The sequence below is a fragment of the uncultured Oribacterium sp. genome, assembly GCF_902481605.1.
Lineage (GTDB): Bacteria > Bacillota > Clostridia > Lachnospirales > Lachnospiraceae > Oribacterium > Oribacterium sinus.
Map to the genome: position 1 here is coordinate 14,192 of NZ_CABSXI010000011.1, position 18,564 is coordinate 32,755.

Below are 18,564 nucleotides of genomic sequence, written 5' to 3' on the forward strand. Positions count from 1 at the left end.
TTTATTTTAAACTCAAGTATTTTCTTGATTTTTTATACCCTCTACATCTCTTCCTTTTTCATTAAAAATCTTCGAAATGCGGAAATTACAGACTTGCTTCCCTTTTCCTCATCATCTCCGTAAAGACAAGAACCTGCACCGGAAATTTTCTTGGACATTTGCTTCCGCACCTCGGAATTCGTGAACTGTGCAATTTTAGCCAAATAAGCTTTTTTCATGTTTTCTGACTGCACAATGGTAAAATCAGCGTGGAAAAGTCCGGGAACAGTCACATAGAAATCCATATTTCCAAACGCTTTACCGTCTTCCTCATTCTTGGGATCAATCTCATCAGTCACGAAAGCCGGTATATAGACCAATTTATTAGTATACTTTTTTAGATTTTTACTAAAGAAAAACGGATCCACGGAAAGAACCTGGTTGAACTCATCATAAGGAGAATGCATCACGACACAATCCGGACGCTCTGAAGCAAAATCATAGTCTTTATAATCTGTAACGGAGCATTGCTTTCGAAATTCTTCTCCCTCATAATGCATATCCGAAAGCTCACCGGTGCCCAGGCGATCGAAATAAGGAATCGGCATGATTTTACAGTCCACATCCTCCATTTGAGAAAGCGCCTCATACAGAGGCAAAAAGCTCTTATGTTGTTCCACTCGAGTAGGTAAAAACAGAACCACTCTTTTCAATTCTTTTTCTATCGCTAATTTAACTTTCTTTAGGTAGGAACTTGGCTTTTGTACAATATTCTGTAAATCCTTCCATAATGCAGCCGGAAAATCTCCCGCGGGTCCCTTTTTCTCCTTAGCTTTTTCCTGCAAAGGCAGAGCCTTTTCTAAAGCCTGGTAGGAATGATATAGAGCTTCACAGTATTTTTCCAAATAAGATACCGTCTCACTTCCTTCACCGCATTTGACCTCTATAGCATTGCCGAATGCAATAGCCTCCTCCTGCATCTGTCCCATAAGTTGCAAACATGTTGCAAACTCACCTGCCATGAAATTTTCAAAAATCTTTTTATTTTTTTGCTCCAGATAAGCCCAAGTTTCCAGTGTCATATCTCGGAAATTAGGTTCTTTCTTATGCTGTAAGTCTTCCTCTGAAAAATGATAATCGAAATTCCATTTATCCTTTAATGCATTCCTTAAGAGATCCTCATACTCTCTATAACAAGGATAATCATGGCCGCCTCCGGCTTTTACTGTCTTATGGTAATCCCCGTATTTAGCTTTCAAAACACTGTCATAATCTTTCGGTATGGGAAGCTCTGTGTTACAAAATGGAACCCAAGTAGTCTCTGTAAAGGCGGACTTGGGGAAACAAGCATCCTTATGAATCATTCTAAAAGGCATACAAGCCAGCATTTCTCCGCCTTCCCCGTTAAACTCCTGGAAAACTTTGTCCATAATGGCATAGAACTGTCCTTCCAAGGGCTTTGTTTGGTCAAATTTTATCTGTAATAAGTCCTCAATTGCTTTTAGTTCCTTCTGAAAAATTTTTGTATTTTCCTTTTTATTAACAATACCATTCAGCATAGTCCCCAACATGGATAAGACTTCCATTCTGTAGGCTTCATCTTCAGGATCCTTTGCTAACTCATCTACCACAAAGATATCCACTGCTGTGGGATATGGGAATTCATGATATTTTCGTAAAACCTTATCTCTATATTTCATTTCCGTAAGTCCGACAGCAGAAATAAAACTGCAAGAATCCTTATTTATTTCCACTGCCGTAAACTTCAGCTCCTTAGGGAGGGACTTTTCTACAACCTTTACAAAGCGTTCAAAATCATCCCGCAGCATCATAATATCCAAATCATCATCCCAGGCAATGAAATTATTTTCTCTTACTGCCCCAAGAAGAGTTCCAAAATCCGCATAATAACGAATTTTATGCTTTTTGCATATTTTTTGTATCACTGCTAAGATTTCCAGCTGTGCCGCCCAAATCCTTTTAATAATTCCGGGGATATAAAATCCGTTCCTTACCTCATCATAAAAAAATTCTCTTGGAAATTCCATTTTCCACTCCTTTATCTATTCCTTTAGACATCTGATTTTTTTACTCTCTATGTCTTACTCTTCGGCGATTTTCCCTTCTTTCATAAGTTTGTTAAAGACGAGAAAATAAATATGGACTTTTTATAATGAGTACGGTTCAGAGTGTAAAATTTTACTTCCGGCTATCTTATCTGTCTATACACGACAATATATGCCTTGTTAATTCCTCCTCTTGTCCCAATAAACAAGAGCCTGCAGCAATAATTTTTTTCTCCCATACTGCTCTACATTCTTCTCCGGTAAATTCAACCAGCTTTTCTATATAGCTTTTTCGTACAGTTTCGGATTGCACAAAGCTATGATCCGCATGGGCTACTCCGGGTTGGCATACATAATAATCCATCATAACGATGGCCTTCCCATCTTCTTCGGCCGCCCATTCTATTTCCTTTGTCACAAACCAGGGAATATAGACCAGGTTTTTTGTATATTTCTTCATGTTCTCGCTATAGAAGAAAGGATCTATGCTCTGCACCATATTATTAGAGTCATAAGGGCTATTGATTACAATACAATCCGGCATCATGACATCAAAGGCATAAGCTTTATAATCTACATAAGTATAGGATTTGGGAAAATTCTCCAAATCTATTTCTTCTTCCATTAAAGCTCCGTTGCCCTTTCGATAACAATATGGAATGGGCATTAAGAGTACTTCCCAATCTTCTCTTTCTAGCATTTTCCGATAAAATCCTTCAATACTTGAGAAATGCTTCGCTTTATCCAATAGAATGAGCATGGTTTTTTTCCATTCTTTTTCCAGTGTTTTTTCACATTCTAAACGCTTTTCTTTTAGATCTGTCAATTCTGCTTTGGGAGATTCGCCCTGCCGAGCCTTTTCATATGCCTGGAATAAAATCTCACAATAGCGAGACAAAAGAGCCACTGTTTCCGTGTTCTCTCCCAAACGTTGCTCTATCGTATTGCCTATAGTTAGAGCTGTATTCTGTATATCTGCCAACGTATTTTGTAAAAAGCTATAATCCTCCTCTCTACTTTTCATCGCCTCTTCTTGCTGTCCCAAAGAACGAAGAACGGAAAAAACCATATCTCTAATATTCTCTTTTTTCTCGTGTTCCAAATCTTCTTTTTTAAAACGGTAACGGAAATGCCATTTATCCTCTCCTCCCGCTATGTCAATTAAATTTTTTTCATATCGATGAAAATAGGGATAATTATGGGCCCCTCCTGATACGTTCGGTGTTGTATAATCCCCATACTCAATTCTTAAAATCTTATCTACATTTTTAGGCGCAGGAAAAGAAACCCCTTCAAAACTAATGGAAGAAAGGGGAAATACTTCTTCCTGCGGATAATAATATTGCTTGAATTGTAAGGCACCGGGAATCCAAGCATAAAGATCCTTTCTTCCCTTTTCCCCTTCAAACTCCTTACAATATTTATTCAATAAGCGATAAACCTGAGGCTTTAATTCTTCTTTTCGGTTAAAGTGAACCTGCAATTTACTTTCCACGAGCTTCAAGGTTTTTTCAAAATGCTTTCCTGAACATTCTCCGTCCAGTACTTTTTTTACCAGCTGAGCCAGAACAATAATCTTTGACTCTCTCAACTTTTCCAGCTCTGCATTTTTAGCTATAGAATCATTTATGCAAATATCTATGGCAATCATATAAGGAAACTCATGATATTTGCTTAATCGTTTATCATCCAAACTTACATCATGGAATCCCAAGCATGCTATAACGTTGCCATAATCTCTGCTCTTTTCAAGGGAATTAAAATTCAATTCCGGTGGAATCTCTTTTTCTACCACCTCTGCAAAACGATTATAGTCTTCTCGATTCATGGAAATATCAATGTCATCGTCCCAAGGAATAAATCCACCGTGTCGTTTCGCACCAATTAAGGTACCGTAATCAATATAATAAGAAATATTATATTTTTTACAGATTCTATCCAGTTCCAGCAAAATTTCTATAGCCGCTGCCCAACATCGTTTCATAATCCCCGGGATATAAAAACCGTTTCGTATTTCATCCTCAAAAAAATCTTTATTAAATTCCATGATATCTCCTTTATTCTATAATTTTTCCCTTTATATATTCCTTATGTACTATTTCAGATAATAATTTTTCAAAAACAGAAGCTTCTCCTTCTCCAACTTCGTCAAAGCTTTTTTGAAAATTCTCTATGGAAAGAAGTTTTTTCTCTAATGCCTTCTCATAAGACTCCACATTGGCTTGTGAAAAAACATTTTTTCTCCAGTAGTGAAGATATCCCTTAAGCATATCTTCCTTAGGAAGAATAGTGAAATCACAGTGAGCAATTCCCGGCAACGGTATATAATAGCGCTGATTATAGAGAGATTTCTCCTCTCCTTCTTTGGCCCTTTCCACTATAAAATCCGGATAATAAATCAAATTAGGGGTGAATTCCTTTATCCTATTAGTATCATAGAAGGGATCCAAAGAAAAAACCGGATTCACGTAATCAAAGGCCACAGGTGTCACTAGAATATCCGCCTGTAAACTCTGCAAGTTTAAGCTTTCATAATCCAAGATTTGATATTTCTTCTGAAATATTTTCCCTTCATATATTCTTTCCCTAAGCTCTCCCTTAACATTTTTAAAGCCATAGGGTACAGGAAGAAGGTAGGCATCCATCTTCTCCCCTTCCAGTATCTTTTGAAAATCTGCGGCCAAACTTTCTTCAAAACGGGAGTAAGAATAGGCTAAAAATACCACTCGTATCTTCCAATCCTTCTGAAATTGTTCCTTAGCATTTTCTATCGTCTTTAGAATTTGATATATCTTAGCTGTCGTCTCATCATGATAATGATCCTCTCTCTTTTTTTCAGGCAACTCTTCTGAGAAAATATATTCTTCGCTACAGCTTTTTTTTGCCACGCATTCATAAAGTCGAAAAACCATAGTGCAAAAGCTTTCCAGTAAACTCACCGAAGGAAAACTTCCTCTTGTTTCAATAGCATTTCCTATCGCTAAAGCATCTTCCTGTGATTTTTGGCATAGGAACTTTAGTTCTTCGCCATCCGGCCTCTTTTCCAAAGCATTCTTCCAAGACCGTTCCAAGCCGGCAAAGCTTTCCAAGATCATACTGCGTACATTATTTCTTTTACTGTCTCTTAAATCTTCTTCCAAAAAGAAATATCGATAAGGATCCTTTTCTCCAAGACTATGGTGAAAGTACTTCTCTGAATCTTTATAAAAGGGATAGAAATGTCCTCCTAAATTTTGCTTCGGAATAAGATAATCTCCATATTCCTCTTTCAAAACTTCCTCCAAATTTGAAGGAGCTGAAAATTCTTGTCCATAAAGGGATAGTTTCCTGCATGCATCTCCCAAATACCAGCTCCTTCTCATCCTCCCCTTACGTCTTAAGGCATAATCCGGCCCCCAAGCCACATACTTTGTATCTCGATCCTCTACAAAGCTATATAAACTGTCCATAGCATAATAGATTTCTCCCATAAAAGACTTGCCATCCTTTGGAAATAGCATCAGGTTTACTATTCCATAAGGCGCTAGAAAGTGATGTATTGCCTCTCGAATATCAGCAAGCTCTTTTTTCCACTTCCGACATAATTGGGTATAATTCGACTCTTTGTCTTCTTCTACAGCCTTTAATAAAGAAGCCAGATAATAGAATATCTTTTTGCGTTCCTCTTCCTTCTCATCATCTAAAACATCTTCCAAAATACGGATATCTACTCCTACATAGAAGGGAAATTGCTTAAAAAATTCCTGCTTTTCCGGATTAAAGCTTGGAGACTTCATCCCTATGGCAGCCATAGAACTGGCTGTCACTCTATCTTTGCCTACATAATAAAAGCCAATTTCTTCTGGTAGCTCTTCCTCAATACAAGCTGCCAAACGTCTAAAATCCTTTCGATACATGGAAATGTCCAAATCATCATCCCAAGGAATAAATCCCTTATGCCTAACTATTCCAAGTAAAGCACCGCAATCTAAAAAATAAGAAATTTGATTCTTCTTACAAAATCCGTCCAAAAAAGAGAGAAGCTGTAATTCTGCCGCCCAGGCCCGCTTCATGAGTCCCGGAACATAAAAGCCCTCTATCACTTCATCTAAAAAAAACTCATTTTGAAATTCCAATTTCTTCCTCCTAAAAAGATACCCTTATACCTTTTCCATAATGCATCCGAAGCTATTTCGCTCAATAGCATGCAGTAGCGATATCTTTACTTTTTCAGTAATGCTTCCATGTCTTAAGGCAATGCTTCAAATTGCTTAGCTAAGCCTACTATTCTCAAGAGCTACTCCGGTAAGCTCCGGAATATTCTTCTAAAATCAAGCAAAAATCAACAAAAGGAGCGGCTGCTTTTACGCATCGCTCCAAAGATTTCCTTTCATTTTTTCTGTATCATGCTACTAAAGAGCATCATCTTTTTCCTTCCTTGGCGGCTTTTCGAAAAGCCCTACTCATCCTTTTTTCTTTTTCTTGCATGTTCAAAAATCAGTCGAAACACATGATTTCGTACCTCCGACTCCTCTCCGGAGCTCATTCGGAGGAAGCGAAGTCCATAACCGTAGGTTCCCCGATCATTGGTCTTTACCCAAACCACCACCAGCTTTAACTCTCTATCCATCTTGTCAAAGCGGTAACGGAAATGAACAATATCATCTTCCTTCAAGGCTTCCCGGGTCTCCATAAAGATTCCCCCTGCACTTAAATTCCGGATAATGCCGAAAAAATGTACCTCTTCGTCCCCTTCTCCTTCTTTTACAAAGGGAAGCTCCATCGCTACGGATACGCGCACATCGTTTTGTCGCTGTACTACCCGAAGCACTTCCTTCACATCGCAAATGCCCATCCAGGGATAAGGACTGTCCGGAAAGGCCGGATTTCTTTTCATTACAACTTCCGCAAGGGTTACAATCATCCCCTGCTGCTTATCATAAAAATCTATTTCCGAAACAAAACGGCTGTCTTGAAACTTATAGCCTTTAAAGTAGAGAAAGATTTCCTCTCCCTGTAATTCCACATCCACCGGAAGGTTTCTATCCTCCTCCGGCCAATGAACCATGCCTCTATTGCAATCTCGTAATACCATCATTCTACTCCCTTAAATGAACAGCATTTGATCAATCCGAAATTTCCCCGATACGGGATGGCATCATCATCTGCATTTGTAATAGAGAAACTAAGCTTTGAAAGCTCTTTTTATCCAGTGTTACCGTACCATTGTCCGCTCCGTCTCCCGCTGCCGCTTCTCGGCCGGAATTCAAAAGCGCATTGCTAAGAATAGACTGAAGCACTCCGGAGAAAAGAACATTTTGACCTCCGGATAATCCCAGGCCGGAAAAAAGATTGTTGGAAGAACCGGTTAAAGCTCCCAAGCCCTCTGTAGACAGCAAACTGTTAGCAGAAACACTGCTTGAAGAGTTTCCGTAGCTGCTTGTGCTGCTGCCCTGTCCGAAATAATTGCTTTTTACATTGTACGCGGAATCCCCCAAATCAGCCATGATTTTCTTTACATAGTTCTGAGTCTCTTTATAGGGAGGCACTCCATTGTATTTTTTCACCGCGCCGGGGCCTGCATTGTAGGCAGCCAAAGCTAAAGGTACGGAACCGAAGCTTTTGATATTATCCCGTAACAGCTTCGCTCCTCCCATAATATTTTCATAGGGATCAAAAACATTCTTTACTCCCAGACTCTTGGCCGTGCCCGGCATGAGCTGCATAATTCCTGAAGCGCCTGCATGAGAAACATCGTTAGGATTAAAGTTTGACTCCGCCTTGGCAACCGCAATCAAAAGAGATTTGGATACCCCGTAGGTTCTGCTGGCTTCTTCAAAAATGGCATCATATTTAGCCGCACCTGCAGGCACGGACTTTTGCTTCTGCACATTTTGCATTACGGAGGCGAAAGAAGTTCCTGTGGTACCCTGTGTTTTTGTATTCAGTGCAGACTGCGCCTGCACAGCATTCTGATTCTGAATGCCATTTAAGATTGAAATTCCATTTGCCATCTAAATCTTTACCCTTTTCCTGTAAAATATATGGTGAAACGTCATTTGTTCCAGTTCTATTTGCACTATCTTTTCTTTTATCGGCAAGATGGGAGGGTTTTATAAATCTTTACAAGGAATTAATGTAACGTAAAGCAGGAGTAGGACTCCTTTTCAGGAAGGAGGGATGTACGTAACGCAGAGAGGAGCACTCCTTTTCAGGAAGGAGGGATATACGTAACGCAGAGAGGAGTACTCCTTTCCAGGCACGCTCTCGCTAAGCTCGGCTCGTAGCGGTACTAAGCACTAAGAAAAGCACTTAGTGCAAGTACCGACGGCCTCACATTGCCTTTAAAGGAGTACTTCTCCTGCGTTACTGTATACTGACACTCCTAAAAAACATGTTGCAACTCCTCCCATTAGCTCTAAAAGGAGTACGTCTCCTGCGTTACTGCATATCGGTATGCCCCCAAGAAAGAGCGATTAAATGGCTTTGCTTACAAGCATCTACGTCACACATCCCTTTAAAGGAGTACTGCTCCTGCGTTACTGCATATCGGTATACCCCCAAGAAAGAACGATTAAATGGCTTTGCTTACAAGCATCTACGTCACACATTCCTTTAAAAGGAGTACTGCTCTTGCTTTACGGTATGTCGGTATGCCGGTAAGAAAAGAAGTCGTCCTTCCCCTTGCCGGTTTCCCTAAACCTTTTTGCAAGAATTTCTCCTTTCCCCAAAGCCTAAAGATTTTTCAATAAAAAAAGAGCTGTAAAAAATCAAAACAAGGCAATTTTCAGACCTGTATTGCTTAGAAAATTTTTTTGATTTTTTAAAGCTTCTTTTCCATTGAAAAAGCAAGGGCTTTCGCCCTTGCTTTTTTGAACTTGCAATTCCTGCAAGCCTTTTATGCGGCAGCGCCGTCTGCTCCCAATACCACGCCTTCTACAGTGGTGTTCTTCAGCATTTTTCCCTGCCCGTCAAAGTAATATTTCTTTCCATTAATGACCTGGAAGCCGGTTTGCATAGCACCGGTCTTATCCATGTAGTACCATTCCTGATCCTTTAACAGCCAGCCGATCTGCATTTTTCCCTGCAAATCCTTATTCATATAGTACCACTGGCCACGGCTGTTTTGCCACCAGCCGAAAATCATATAGCCGTCTGTTCCGAAGAGATACCAGGTTTCCGGATCCACCTGTAGCCAAGTGTTTGCCGCCATAGTACCGTCTTCCTTGAAAAAGGCATATTTGTCCTCGCCGGTTTTGGTGATTCCGGTTTGCATAACGCCCTGCTGATCCATAAAGAACCATGCACCGTTACGCTCCAGCCAGCCTTTTTTTACTTTTCCGTTTTCATCGATAAAGTACCAATGTCTTCCTACATAACGCCAGGAATTGGGGGCTACGCCGTTTCCTTCCAACAAAGCATCAGCGATGCTTTTCTCATTTTCCGAAGCGCTCACCGGGTTGCTCCCCTCCGGTTCCTGCAATTCCTCTGTGGAAGCGGTGACAAACTCTCCATCCTTCATATACTGCTTTTCCTCATCGGTGGAAGGAGTTGCCTTAACCTCATAATAATAGGTCTTTCGTAAATCCGACATTGCCTTGGACAAATCCAAAAATGTGGTCTTTACGTTGGTAAATTCGGTAATCTTCTTATCGTCCCCATACAATACCACCGTATAGGCAGGGGCATAGCTTACTTTTTTCCAAATCGCCATGGTATGGGCTTTGTTCCAACCGGCGCGGGAGGTTCTTCCCAAAACCATTCGGGGTATATAATCCAGCTTCAGCAAAAGCTCCGAGCCTCTGGGGCTGGCCTCCACAAAGTTGGCACCGGAAACATTGACTTTGCTCTTATTGAAATTTGCAGCAAATACCTTGTTGTCCTTGGTTCCCAAAAGCACTTCCACTCTTACCTTCTGAGCCGGTACCCAGGATTCAAAATTTTTTCTATATTGGATGGAACGAATTTCCACATAATTCTCCAGCACCTTGATCTCCGGAGGAATAATTTCCTCCGCATCTCCGTACTGACTCTGGAAGTCAATGCTGACCGATTCCACCACGGTGGAATCCGCCGCTCTGGCCCTATTCTCAAATGGAATTAAGAAGAGCCACAGGAGTAATAAAAAGAGAATAAGTCGTTCCGCCAGCTCCAGAAATTGCATTTCTCTACCCCCAAAGCCGTTAGAATCTTTTTCTTTTCCCTTCCATTTTCCTTCAAAATTGATCAGATCCTTCTTCTTCATCACTATCTCCTTAAGCTTTCTTCTCCAATCTTCTCCATTTTCTCCATTGTATTTATCGGTTTTTTCTTAAATTTTATAAATATGAAATTTCAATAAGTACAATGATTCTTGAAATTTCTTCACTAATCTTGAAAAAACTTTTTTCTAACTATCATAATACTTCTTTTTCGCAAAATACTCAATTCTATTTTCTTAATTATCCGTCAAAAAATGCATTTTTTGCAAAATACGCTTTTCCAAAAACCTTTGATTGGAGCATAAAAATGATATGAGCTAAAATAATGATATGAGCTAAAAAATGATTTGGCAAAATATCCCTTTATCTTCCAAATTCTCCCTGCAGGAAAATGCCGTCCCCATTTAAAGGAAAACCGCCTACAGAGGTATTTTTCAGCATTTCTCCGCTCTCCTCCTGGAAATAGCGCCAATCTCCGTCGATTTTCTGCCAACCGGTTTCCATGGCTCCATTGCTGTTTAAATAATAGGTCTTTTCGTTTCTGGTCAAGAAGCCGGTAAACATCACGCCCAACAAACTGTTGTCCAGTTCATTGCAGTAATACCATCTTCCCTGCCAGAACAGCCATCCGGTGTGCATCTTTCCGTCGGCTTCAAAATAATAATATCTGCCCTGGATGACTCTCCAGTCTCCGGCAAATAATTCTCCTGCCACTTGACCGTTGGCGGCCTCCGTCTCCGGAATCAGATAATACCACTGATCCTGATCCTTCACCCAGCCCACAGCCATGGCTCCGCTTTCCTGGAAGAAATACCATTTGTCCTGGATTTTCTGCCAGCCCTTCACCATCTTGCCGTCCGGCTGGAAATAGTACCAGTATCCGTCAATTTTCCCCCAGCCCTTATAGAGCTCTCCGCTGGGCAGGCGGAAAATATAGCTTCCGTCCGTTTCCTCCCAACCGATTTTTTTCTCCGTCCCCGCTTGAACCTTCTCTCCTTCTTTTCCTTTACCGTCCGAAACATCCCTGTCTCGAATTTTCAAATCGGAGGATTCGGTATAGCCGCTGCCTCTGGCATATTTTCTTTCCTTGGCATCCTTCACCAAGGTTTTTACCTTCACCATGTAGCGTCCGGCCTTGGTCATATAGGGATAAAAATTATACTGATTTCCGGAAAGCTTTTCTATTTCGTGAATTCTGCTGCCGTCTCGAAAAAGTTGAACCGAATAAACGCCGGAATCCACTTCTCCCGGCTGCCAGCGAACGGATCCCAGACTTTTCTCATTCCAGTCCACGGAAACCGGGGCGTCATAGGCTCCTTCCACGGCCTTCATTTTCAAAGTCAAAACCAGATCATCGCCCTCTCTTTTCGCGGAAACATAATATCCCCCCGTAATATGAAAGGAGCTAGCACGATAAGAAGCCAGAAAATAATTATCGGTCACATCGGTAGGGCTTAGGGTAAGAAGCAATTCCAATTCCTCTCCCACCTTTACGTTGGACTTATTCTGTCCTCCCCATTCTGCGGCGGTAATTGTAAAAAGAGAACTCTTTCCCCTTACGGTTACCTCATGCTTTTGAATTTCAGCCTTTTCGATTAAAATTTCTCCGGGACTGTCTCCGGACTCAAGCTTTGAGTAAATCTGAATATGAATACTGTTAATCGGTTTAGAGGCGGCAAAGCTCACCACGCCACTAAAATACAAGAAAAAAAGGCATAGTCCTGCGAGAGCTATCCCTTTTTCCAAAAAATGCAAAAATTTATCCTTCATGATTACTCCTCTTCTTAGAAACTAAGAAGAGAGATTGTTTTTTCGTTCTTCCCTTCTTCGTTCCCGTTCTGCCCGATCCTTCTCCGGATCCCCGGTAAAGCCGAGGAAATAGATATAGATCTCCACTATCGCCTGAAACAATTCCTCAGGAATTTCTGCCCCCAGTTTCATTTGGGTAAGAAGAGAAGCCAAACTGTCGTCCTCATAGACGGGGACGCCTGACTTCATTGCGGTTTCCGTGATTTTTTCCGCCATGTGGCCCATACCGGCCGCCACAATCATAGGGGCGCCGTTTTTCTCATTATCATACTTTAAGGCTGCCGCCTTTTTCTCCATTATCTTACTAAAGTCTGCCACTTTCTCTCCTTTATTTCCTGAAGATAGTATTCTATCGACAGTTTTTTCATCCTTGAAAAGGACCTTTCCTTAACAAAATCCTTACACTTAAATTTACGGCTCATAACAAAAAAGGCTCGATAATCCTTCCTTGAAGTTTACTCTACTTTGCCTTAAATCCTTACGTTTAAGCCCTTCTCCGCTTCCTTAATCTCTGGGAAAACTTCCTGAATTCGGAAGTCTCTGGTCTTTTGATATACCCCCAGATTCGCTACGGAAAGTCCGTTTCTTCTTAAAATATGGGAAAGCACGTCCTCCACATCCTTCTGCTTATCCATAAGCTCCTCCGGCATAAAGAGCTGTAAATCCACTCGCATATCGGAAATACCGGAAATGATTTCAAAATTACCCAGGCTTTGAATGTTGAACTTCAAAAGCATCTTGGTCAGCTTTCCGCCGGCACCGTCCTTTGCTTCCTGCTCCACCCACATCTCGCTCATCACATCCTTGTCATCGTAACGGAAAGGCATCACCAAATGCTGTAGGGGCATATATACACTTTCATTGACCAATAAGCCGTGCAAAACCTCCTGGAAGTGGGAAATATTTTCCGTTCCCGCCTTTCCCTCCGCACCGGCCTTCAAAAAGTCCGTAAACAGCTTGGGGAAGGCATTCTCTTCCTGCCCCTTTACCTGATCTAAGAGCTCCTTAAATGCCTCCTCCGGATTTCCCTTAAACAGAAGACGGAAGTCAGGATTATTCATCAAAGCATCCTTTTGCTTACCCAAAAGTTCCTCAGAGCCGTTTTCATACTTTACCGCATACAAAATAAACATCACCACCGCATTTCTGACCGCCCCGTAATCATGGGTTCTGGAAATGTAGTTGGACATAAACGGAATAATCTGATTATTAATTAAGGAAGTATTCTCCTCCGTCTTTCCCGGCTCTGCCTGAAAATTAAGTTGAGAAAGCAAATCTTCAAACTCTCCCTGGAAAGAAGGAAGAAGCATCTTATCTATATCTCCCGCAATGGTCTCCATCTGCTGAAGAAAATGTCCGGAAGACGCGAAGTCGTTATAGGTCTTTCCGAAATTCAAAATCGCATTCTTTAAGGAAGGAGAAATATTGCTGCTTAACATTCCTCTTAAATTATTAAAGAGATTTCCGGAGAATTTGATTTGAGCCTTCTGCTGATCCTGTAAAAATGCTTTCAAATCCTCAGGGCTTTCCATCTCCATAGAAGAGAAAAGCTCCTCCATTACCTGACCGATTTCGCCCTTTTCCTGGGAAAGCGCCAGAGCTCCGTCACCAAAAAGCACAGTCTCCAATGCTTTAGGAAGATTTGCCGTTTGAGAAAGCTCCTTTAAAAAGGCGGCATAGTTCCCTTCAAAATCTACGCCGGAAAAGCTTCCCTCTCCGGTAGCGGTGCCGGTTTGTCCGGTATTCTGACCGTCTGCACGATTCACCGTACCCGGGGAAACCGGATTCTTTATAGAAGGATCTTGTGATATTCTCTGATTAATCGATGGATCCGGGGTAATCGGGGAAGAACTTACCTGTAAAATGTTTGCCATTTTCCCTCCTTGGATGTAAAATAAAATGATTTCAAAAAAATTGCAATTTTAATGGACTATTCCTTATATCGACAAAAAACTCGCCGATATAGTAGAGGAAGAAGGGGTTTCATTCATAAAATTTTTCTTGTGAAGGGAAGTATACCCCAAGAGTTTCTGATATGCAAGGAAGAAACTTGGAGCCATTTAACGGGAAAACCCAGGAGGACAAAAAATGAACTTTTCTATCAGACCTGATTTTAACACTCGAGTAGATTATCAAACTCGTCAGGCAGCACTACCACAGAAGCCGGTAGACCAGGTAGAAGCTACACAGAAAGCGGATGTAGACAGATTGTCCCTTTCTAAGGGAAACGTTGTAGACGACAGAAGCTTTGCAGCAGCTTTGTCTAAAGCTACCAACGACTCTCTTCGCGTAAGTGCCTCTGACAAAAGAGTAGCAGAACTTCATCAGCAAGTTCAGGCAGGAACCTATCGTCCTAATGCACAGCGTATCGCTGAGAAGATGTTAGGATATAAAGATTAATACAGAGGAAGAATGATGAATATTTCCAACAGAGAAAAGTGGGAACAGCTCCTGCCCGTATTTTCGGAGCTTTCCTCTCTTGTTTCTGCTTTATGTGACTTGGAGGATTCCTTAACTGTCTCCGCATCTAAAAATGATTTGGAGGAGTTAACCCGACTGGTCAGTGAAGCACAACCCACTCTGCTTCGTTTTCGAGGCCTAGAGCAAAAAAGAGTAAAGTTACAGAAAGAATGTGGATTTGCCCCTCGTTCCATGACGGAATTTCTCACCGGGATTCCGGAAGAATTGCGGGAGGATTGGGAGAATCCAATTGCAGATCTTCAGAATAATCTGAGACGCTTTATACATTCCAGAGAAAACGCCGATAGAATATTACAGGTTCGCATCAGCGACATTTCCCAGCAGCTTCAGGGACAGCCTGAAGTATCTTTCCGGGATAGAAGGGTGTAAGACTCTTCTCTTCCGGAGGGAAATGAACCTTAAGGCGTATTTTTTTTCGCCTATTTTTAGAAGTCTTAAATTTTAATAACCTTTTTTAGGAGGACACTATGGTAAGAGCAACCTTTTCCGGCTTTGATACAGCCCTTTCCGCACTGCGGATGAATCAGAAAAAATTAGATGTAGTTGGGCATAACTTAGCCAATATGAATACTGAGGGCTATACTCGTCAAGAGCTAAAGACCTCCTCTATTAACTATGAAAACCCAACCTCCTTTTACATGAATTCCAATGATGTAAATGTAGGCTTCGGTGTGGCCATGGATGAAGTACGCCAGTTAAGAGATCAGTTTTTGGACGGACAATACCGTACCCAAAACGGAAAATCCTCTTATAACGAGTCTATCGGAGAATCCTTGAAGTCTCTTTCTCTGTTTTTGGATGAGACCAAGGTAAACGGAATCCGTTCTTCCTTTGACGACATTCAGCGTTCCTTAACCAATATGCAGGATCCTTCCAAGGTGCAGGACCCTGTTTATGAGGGTGAGTTAATGTCCAGAGTGCAGGCTATGACTACACTGATGAACTCTGCTGCGGAGAGTATTCACCAGGCAGAAAAGAATGAGTTCCATAAGATTGACGGAACCAACACCTCCGAAAACGGCGCAGTCCAAAAGATTAACTCTTTGGTTAGCGATATCGGAGACTTAAACAATCGAATCAAAAAGAATCAGCTTTTAGGAAACCCTGCGCTAGAGTTACAGGATCAGAGAAACTTAAAGCTGGACGAGCTTTCCAAGTATGTTCCTATCGAAGTGGAACATTTCTCCGAGGAATACAGCTCTCCCACCCCTCCCACCACCCGTTATCGTATCTATAACTACGATTCTGCAGGAAACGTAAAGGGACGTTCCGACTGGCCTGAGGATGTAAGAGTAAACCTGGTTTACCGAGACAGCAGTGCCGGAAACGGAGCGGAAGTAAAGAAAATCACTCTGGTAAACGGTGCTATTGATGCAGACCTGCAGGATGCCAGCGGAAAACACAACAACGTAGGTAAGGTAGAGCTTGCAGCAGGAAGCATTGATGCACCTCTTAATACCAAGTTGAAGTTTACCGGTTTCCAAAAGAGAGGTGCGGCAGCGGATAGCTTTACTACAGATACCAAGGATGTTCGTTTCTCCTCCGGATCCGTACAGGCCAGCCTGGATATGCTTTCCACCTCCGATGTGCGTGCTTTGGTACGAGGCGGAGGAACCATTAACCTGGCAGACTTAAAGGCCAGCAATGAAATGAATTCCTACAGCTATGATTTCTATATGGGAAAACTGGACCTTTTGGCAGAGACCTTTACCAAGAACATGAACGAGGTGAATAAAAAAGGTAACACCAACTATGCCGGAGTAACCAATCCCAACTATGTCTTAATGATTAACAAGGATAATGCCGGTGGAAACGATCCCAGCAATGTTACCGCAGCCAATATCGGAATTTCCAGAGGCTGGGTAAACGGAACCACCCATATCGGAACCAACGGTTTTAGAAACGGTGCTTCTGCTACCAATCGAGGAGATACCACCGATACGGTTTTGGAAATGCTGGAGCAGATGACTTCTCCTATGATGAAGATGAACAACACCAAAACCAACTATGCGGATTACATGAACAATGTATCCACTACTTTAGCCACCGATTCCTATGCCAATAAAAATGCACAGGAAATCAACAAGGCGGTATTAGAGGGAATCAACAATTCCAGAGATCAGCTTTCCGGAGTCAGCTTGGACGAAGAGGCGGCAAACATGATGACCTACTCCTCTTCCTACAATGCAGCGGCAAGACTGATGACCACATTGAATGATACCTTAGAAACCTTATTGGCTATCGGACGATAAGAAAATACGGGAGCTATAAATGGCTCCCGTATTTTTATGTCAAAGGAACTATAAAAAAATGAATATATGGATTCTAAGCAATATAGGTCTAAAACAGGGGTAGCCTGAGCCCGCCGGTACTTACTGAACGTCAGCGAAGGGAAGGACTGTAGAAATTAATAAGACGAAGCGAATGAAGCAGTATTATTACAACAGTCCCTCCCTTCGGAGGGCGAGCTTAGAGTGAAGTGACCCAATTTAGACCTATATTGCATAGAATCATTGTACTGTCTAACTTTTTACAGTCCCCTTCATTTTCTTAAAAATGCGGTAGCCATTCCTCCTGTATTTTTAAGAGTTTTTCTGAAAAATACTTATAGTTTAAGAAAAATAGCTCGATATATACAGTAATGAAAAAAGAGCTAAAACGGCTCTTCTTTCATCAGGGAAAGGATGCCCGGTAACATGCAAGAAGCAAAGGATAAATATCCGGAAAGAATGGAGTAAATCATGAGAGTAACAGCAAGAACCTATTATCAGGATTATGCAAAGTCCGTCGGAAATCTTCATGGCAAGTTAAACGAGTCTATGGAGCAGGTTTCCACCGGAAGAAAATACAAGGCAGCCGATGAGAACCCCATTGCTTACTATGCCGGAAAGCGAATGGACAATCAGTACATGGATGCCGAGTCAAAGAAAGGCATAATCGACGACGTAAAGAATCGTTTGTACCAGCAGGAAAAAGGTGCATTAAGCATTCAGGAAGATATGCGTGCCGTTAATACCAAGGTGCTCGCTATCTCTAACGATAGCCAGAATGCTAATGAAGGAACTGTGGGAACCTATGAAACAGAGTTTACCCAGCGTCTTCATTCCGTAGTAAACACCTTGAATTCCCAGTATGACAACTTCTATGTCTATGGCGGAAACGATATGACCACCGTTCCCTTCTCCTTAAAGGAGGATTTAAACGGTACCAACCCAAGTATTACCCTGACCTATACCCACAAATTCCCGGGAGACAGCAAAGCCACAGAGCTGAACATTAAGTACAGCTATGACGGAACAAACTACAAGAATGAGTTCTCCGGTACCGATGCGGACGGGAATGCCCTCAATGAAAATGATAGCTTGAAGATGATTCTTTCCGCTATGAGAGAGCAGGGAAAAATGAGTACCGGCTACGGTTCTTTAAGAGACAGAAGTACTCTTTTAGACACCTATACCGGCGGATTAAACATGATCACCGGACTTTCCTCCGATACTCTGAGAGGCCTGAGTGATGCAGATGCCATCCAGAGAATCAAGGGTGCCTCTAACGGAGGTCCTGTTGTAGCTGAGGAAGATTCCTTGGCAAACAGCCCGGTAGCCTTAATGTCTAAGGCAATTTTAACTTCCCACCAGTATAGGGAAGCCTTAAAAACAAATACAAATGTGTCTACAGCGAAATCCCGTTTTCATAAAGATATGTCCGACTTCATCAACCAAAATGATGATGCGGAGGCAAGAGTCAGCGACAGCTACAGAGAATTGGGTATTAAGTATGCCGCACTGGAAACTACCCAGAGTAAGTTAGATATTACGATGGATACTCTCCAGGAGGAATATACCTCTAAGCTGGGTGTGGACCCCTATGATGCAGTGGTGAAGATGTATTCCTACCAATACAGCTACAATGCCGCAATGAAGGTTGGTTCCAACATCATGCAGTCTTCTTTATTTGATTTCGTTGGTAGATAAAAGAACAGGTCATCTCTCCATTAACCTGACCAAGGCAAGGCGATTGCTATAGTTTCTATAGCAGGTTGGAAACAGGGA

13 protein-coding genes are annotated in these 18,564 nt (G+C 41.7%); 4 read left to right on the top strand and 9 right to left on the bottom strand.

What is annotated here, in order from left to right:
* Positions 1 to 41 precede the first annotated feature (41 nt).
* The 9 genes from RDQ32_RS03395 to RDQ32_RS03435 all read right to left on the bottom strand — a co-directional run bounded on the left by RDQ32_RS03395 (position 42) and on the right by RDQ32_RS03435 (position 13,908).
* Complete coding sequence (locus tag RDQ32_RS03395) at positions 42 to 2,027, bottom strand: LicD family protein (protein ID WP_308579120.1); 1,986 nt, start codon at positions 2,025 to 2,027, stop codon at positions 42 to 44.
* Between the two features lie 166 nt (positions 2,028 to 2,193).
* The gene (locus tag RDQ32_RS03400; RefSeq protein WP_308579121.1) at positions 2,194 to 4,092 is read right to left on the bottom strand and encodes a LicD family protein; all 1,899 of its coding nucleotides are present in this window, start codon (positions 4,090 to 4,092) and stop codon (positions 2,194 to 2,196) included.
* Between the two features lie 10 nt (positions 4,093 to 4,102).
* Positions 4,103 to 6,160, bottom strand: a complete 2,058-nt coding sequence (locus RDQ32_RS03405) for a LicD family protein (RefSeq protein WP_308579122.1) — start codon at positions 6,158 to 6,160, stop codon at positions 4,103 to 4,105.
* Between the two features lie 323 nt (positions 6,161 to 6,483).
* On the bottom strand, positions 6,484 to 7,122 hold the full coding sequence (locus tag RDQ32_RS03410; protein WP_308579123.1) for a PilZ domain-containing protein: 639 nt from the start codon (positions 7,120 to 7,122) through the stop codon (positions 6,484 to 6,486).
* Positions 7,123 to 7,150: 28 nt separating this feature from the next.
* Entirely contained in the window at positions 7,151 to 8,038 is an 888-nt protein-coding gene (locus tag RDQ32_RS03415) for a lytic transglycosylase domain-containing protein (RefSeq protein WP_308579124.1), read from the bottom strand.
* Between the two features lie 884 nt (positions 8,039 to 8,922).
* On the bottom strand, positions 8,923 to 10,269 hold the full coding sequence (locus RDQ32_RS03420; RefSeq protein WP_308579125.1) for an N-acetylmuramoyl-L-alanine amidase family protein: 1,347 nt from the start codon (positions 10,267 to 10,269) through the stop codon (positions 8,923 to 8,925).
* 319 nt (positions 10,270 to 10,588) lie between these two features.
* Positions 10,589 to 11,995, bottom strand: a complete 1,407-nt coding sequence (locus RDQ32_RS03425; protein ID WP_308579126.1) for an N-acetylmuramoyl-L-alanine amidase family protein — start codon at positions 11,993 to 11,995, stop codon at positions 10,589 to 10,591.
* A 21-nt stretch (positions 11,996 to 12,016) separates the two neighbouring features.
* A complete protein-coding gene (locus RDQ32_RS03430; protein ID WP_007157565.1) occupies positions 12,017 to 12,352 on the bottom strand; it encodes an EscU/YscU/HrcU family type III secretion system export apparatus switch protein in 336 nt (111 codons plus the stop codon).
* Between the two features lie 152 nt (positions 12,353 to 12,504).
* A complete protein-coding gene (locus RDQ32_RS03435) occupies positions 12,505 to 13,908 on the bottom strand; it encodes a hypothetical protein (RefSeq protein ID WP_308579127.1) in 1,404 nt (467 codons plus the stop codon).
* Between the two features lie 214 nt (positions 13,909 to 14,122).
* Here RDQ32_RS03435 and RDQ32_RS03440 point away from each other — a divergent pair, with 214 nt between their 5' ends.
* The 4 genes from RDQ32_RS03440 (at position 14,123) to RDQ32_RS03455 (ending at position 18,486) form a co-directional block, all read left to right on the top strand.
* Positions 14,123 to 14,434: a flagellar biosynthesis anti-sigma factor FlgM gene (locus tag RDQ32_RS03440; protein WP_007157568.1), complete on the top strand. Its 312-nt coding sequence runs from the start codon at positions 14,123 to 14,125 to the stop codon at positions 14,432 to 14,434.
* 15 nt (positions 14,435 to 14,449) lie between these two features.
* A complete protein-coding gene (locus RDQ32_RS03445; RefSeq protein WP_040649250.1) occupies positions 14,450 to 14,884 on the top strand; it encodes a flagellar protein FlgN in 435 nt (144 codons plus the stop codon).
* A gap of 98 nt (positions 14,885 to 14,982) precedes the next feature.
* Positions 14,983 to 16,767: a flagellar hook-associated protein FlgK gene (locus tag RDQ32_RS03450; RefSeq protein ID WP_183683737.1), complete on the top strand. Its 1,785-nt coding sequence runs from the start codon at positions 14,983 to 14,985 to the stop codon at positions 16,765 to 16,767.
* A gap of 489 nt (positions 16,768 to 17,256) precedes the next feature.
* Positions 17,257 to 18,486, top strand: coding sequence for a hypothetical protein (locus RDQ32_RS03455; protein WP_007157571.1), 1,230 nt, complete (start codon positions 17,257 to 17,259; stop codon positions 18,484 to 18,486).
* The last annotated feature ends 78 nt before the right edge of the window (positions 18,487 to 18,564 follow it).

Excerpts from the sequence above, each read along its gene's own strand:
- RDQ32_RS03415 (WP_308579124.1), bottom strand. The coding sequence starts at position 8,038 with ATGGCAAATGGAATTTCAATCTTAAATGGCATTCAGAATCAGAATGCT.
- RDQ32_RS03440 (WP_007157568.1), top strand. The coding sequence starts at position 14,123 with ATGAACTTTTCTATCAGACCTGATTTTAACACTCGAGTAGATTATCAA.
- RDQ32_RS03420 (WP_308579125.1), bottom strand. The coding sequence starts at position 10,269 with ATGAAGAAGAAGGATCTGATCAATTTTGAAGGAAAATGGAAGGGAAAA.
- RDQ32_RS03435 (WP_308579127.1), bottom strand. The coding sequence starts at position 13,908 with ATGGCAAACATTTTACAGGTAAGTTCTTCCCCGATTACCCCGGATCCA.
- RDQ32_RS03455 (WP_007157571.1), top strand. The coding sequence starts at position 17,257 with ATGAGAGTAACAGCAAGAACCTATTATCAGGATTATGCAAAGTCCGTC.
- RDQ32_RS03395 (WP_308579120.1), bottom strand. The coding sequence starts at position 2,027 with ATGGAATTTCCAAGAGAATTTTTTTATGATGAGGTAAGGAACGGATTT.
- RDQ32_RS03425 (WP_308579126.1), bottom strand. The coding sequence starts at position 11,995 with ATGAAGGATAAATTTTTGCATTTTTTGGAAAAAGGGATAGCTCTCGCA.
- RDQ32_RS03400 (WP_308579121.1), bottom strand. The coding sequence starts at position 4,092 with ATGGAATTTAATAAAGATTTTTTTGAGGATGAAATACGAAACGGTTTT.
- RDQ32_RS03450 (WP_183683737.1), top strand. The coding sequence starts at position 14,983 with ATGGTAAGAGCAACCTTTTCCGGCTTTGATACAGCCCTTTCCGCACTG.
- RDQ32_RS03445 (WP_040649250.1), top strand. The coding sequence starts at position 14,450 with ATGAATATTTCCAACAGAGAAAAGTGGGAACAGCTCCTGCCCGTATTT.
- RDQ32_RS03410 (WP_308579123.1), bottom strand. The coding sequence starts at position 7,122 with ATGATGGTATTACGAGATTGCAATAGAGGCATGGTTCATTGGCCGGAG.